The following is a 3,066-nucleotide window of genomic DNA, read 5'->3' on the forward strand; positions in this document are numbered from 1 at the left end:
TGAAAAATATTAAATCGAATACCTTGTTGTGCTTTTACATCGCCTTCAATAGTAATATCAGACATGTGCCATATCGTTGCCCAAGCTTGTTTTTGATCTTCTAGTAATTTTGAAAAACCAGCTGTTGTTGCTTTGCTTAATGTTGACTTAGCTGCAGCTACCAATTCATTTTTATTATGATTGCGATCTACGACATACCCACCAAATTTATGAATAGAATAGGTTTCGTTTTGTTTTACCTTATACCCATAACTAAATGCCGCTAAATTAGCATCTGCTGTAAAATTGGGTTCTATTAATACTGATTTACCATCGATAAACACCTGCGATTCCATAAACGTGCAGGTATAAAAATCTGTTTTCATGGTTTTTGCCTGAATGAAGGCTTGGTTGTTTTCGTGACTCACATTCAAGGTATCCCAAAACTTATCGTCCCAATTGGTATCTTCATTCGTGATGCCTGAATCTAAATAAGGTTCGAATGTAATTTGTGCTTCTGAATTTAAAGGTGTAATGTTGAAATTGATGGCACCAACTTCATCCAAATCTAAACTTAAAAATCGTGTGGTTTTGACTTCAACTTCAATATCGTTTTGAAGGGTTGCCACAAAACTTCGTGAGAGCCTACCTTCTTTCATGTTTAATTCGCGACGAAAATTTTTAACGGTTTTACAAGTGAATAAATCGAGTTGCTCGTTATTAATAATCACATTAATTCCGATCCAATTCGGCGCATTTAACACTTTGGCAAAATATTCGGGATAGCCGTTTTTCCACCAACCGACTCTGGTTTTATCTGGATAATAAACACCTGCAATGTAACTGCCCTGAAATGTTGGGCCTGAATATTTTTCTTCAAAATTAGCACGTTGTCCCATGGCACCATTTCCGATGCTGAACAAACTTTCTGATGCTTTAACCTGATCTGGATGAAATCCTTCTTCGAGGATTGACCAATTGTTTGGGATGATATAATCTAGGTTCATTTGTTTTTTACTTTATTTGGATTTAATTGGTGTTTTTTAATAATTATTAAATCAAAAAACACCCCTAAAGTCCCCTCAAGGGGACAATTTAACTAGTTAACCTTTGGTTTAATTATCAATTAAAGATGTAATGAAATCATCTGAAATTTCAGTAAAATCATTAAATACATATGTTGCGTGCCCTAAATTGGCTTTACTTCCAATGCCAATGGAAATCATATTCGCAGCATTTGCAGCCGATACTCCAGCGACTGAATCTTCAAAAACAATGCAGTCTTCTGGTTTTATATTAATTGCTTTGGCAGCGATTAAAAACACTTCTGGATCTGGTTTCGCCTTACTGACGTCGTTGCCATCTACAATGGCATCGAAATCTGATTTGAGATTAACGCGTTCTAAAATCGTTCTGGCATTTTTACTTGCCGAACCTAAAGAAATGGGTTGCTTTTCTTGTTTTAATAGGTTTAAAACTCTGGGTACGTCTGGTAAAATTTCATCGCTATTCATATCTGCGATGTAACTTAAATATTCTTCGTTCTTTTTTGCCATGAGTTCTGTAAACTGTGCTTCAGGTATGGACTTATTTCCCCAAGCTAATATTTTTTCTAAAGATTTTACACGACTCACTCCTTTTAGTTGTTCGTTTTCTTCTTCTGTGAACTCGATATCTAAACTTTTAGCCAAGCGTTGCCATGCTAAAAAGTGATATTTTGCAGTGTCTACAATAACACCATCGAGATCGAATATGAATCCTTTTTTGTTCATTTTGTTATTTTATTCTGTAGGTTGATAAGAAATGGCGGCTTTTTCAGTGATTAAGAAATTACTTAAGTGTATTATACTGAAATAGGTTGACTCTTTTTTTGTTACTATTTCGACGTTCAAAAGATTTTTTTCAGCCGTTTAGAAGGCAAAAAAATAGTTTGAACTAGTTTCGTTCTTAAATCGTTAGTTCAGGTAAATTTACTTTATTTTTTCGATACGACTTGTATTTGATATTTGGATTAAGGTGTACTTCGGCTGGTTTTCTTAGATCTAGGCTAAAATGCGTTCTTAGATTGTTATAAATATACACAGCTTGCTCAGTCATTTTTTGCGCCAGATCTGTGTTCTTAATGGTTTGTTTTAATCCATACTCGTATTTAAGAGTTCTATTAATTCTTTCTGCCACGGCGTTTTCATATGGATCGTATTGTTCTGTCATACTCATTGTGATGTTGTTGTCTTCTGCAAATGTCGTGTACTTTGGATTACAGTACTGGAATCCTCTGTCGGAATGGTGAATGAGCTTTTCTTTTGGATATTTTCTATTTTTAATAGCCATAACGAGCGCATCTGTGCATAATGATGTTCTCATATGGTTGTCGAGTTTATAACCCATAATTTGCTTAGAATAAGCGTCTGTGACCAGAGCTAGATAATTATGACCGTATTGGGTTTTAATATAAGTGATATCGCTTACCCAAAGTTGTTCTGGTCGAGTAGGAACGTGGTCTTTTACGAGGTTTTTATATTTTTTGTACATATGATTAGAGTTTGTTGTTGTGATGTAATTTTTTGTTTTAGGAACAAGTAGCTTATTAAGTCTTAAGAAGCGATAGAACTTATCTCTCCCCATTTTAATATCAGCGTTAATACACTCTTGTTTAAGTTCGGTATGAAGTTTTATTCCACCAGTTTTTGAGCCTACTTTTTTACGGTAGTCTTTAACCATTTTAATAAGTTTTTGATGGTCTACTTGTTGTTTTTGTTGGGTTTTGAGTCGTTTGTAGAAGGCTTGTTTAGATATCCCAAAACATTGGTAGAGCCATTTTCTTTTATACGGGCTTTTTTCTTTTGCTCTATCTCTTTTGCTAATGTTTTGGGCAACGACTTTTTTGACATATCGACGCCTGTAATGAGTTCCATATCAGCGATAATGTCTTGTTGGAAGTCCTTTACGAACTCCAGTTCTTCAATCTTTTCCTTAAGTTTTTTAATCTCATCGTTTTTACTCATACTATAGTTTTGTTGTACTAAGGTACTGTATTTTCTTAACCAATAGGTAATGGTCGTCCTGGGAACGTCATACTTTTTGGAT

Annotated in this window: 3 protein-coding genes and 1 pseudogene; all 4 read right to left on the reverse strand. The window is 34.6% G+C overall.

Annotated elements, in window-relative coordinates; translation table 11 throughout:
• A pseudogene (locus tag AB8B52_RS08725) lies at positions 1-986 on the reverse strand (glycoside hydrolase family 65 protein); the annotation flags it as partial.
• A gap of 108 nt (positions 987-1,094) precedes the next feature.
• Positions 1,095-1,751 (reverse strand): beta-phosphoglucomutase, encoded by a 657-nt coding sequence (pgmB, locus tag AB8B52_RS08730; protein ID WP_406027189.1) that lies wholly within the window; start codon positions 1,749-1,751, stop codon positions 1,095-1,097.
• Positions 1,752-1,926: 175 nt separating this feature from the next.
• The gene (locus tag AB8B52_RS08735) at positions 1,927-2,775 is read right to left on the reverse strand and encodes an IS3 family transposase (protein WP_406027193.1); all 849 of its coding nucleotides are present in this window, start codon (positions 2,773-2,775) and stop codon (positions 1,927-1,929) included.
• Positions 2,721-3,066, reverse strand: a 346-nt coding sequence (locus AB8B52_RS08740; RefSeq protein WP_406027191.1) for a DNA-binding protein, incomplete at its 5' end; no start/stop codon positions are given. The genes AB8B52_RS08735 and AB8B52_RS08740, both read right to left, overlap by 55 nt.

Source organism: Winogradskyella sp. (assembly GCF_045105575.1).
Classification (GTDB): domain Bacteria; phylum Bacteroidota; class Bacteroidia; order Flavobacteriales; family Flavobacteriaceae; genus Winogradskyella.

Bases quoted from the DNA above. Each gene is read 5' to 3' on its own strand.
- pgmB (WP_406027189.1), bottom strand. From the start codon at position 1,751: ATGAACAAAAAAGGATTCATATTCGATCTCGATGGTGTTATTGTAGAC.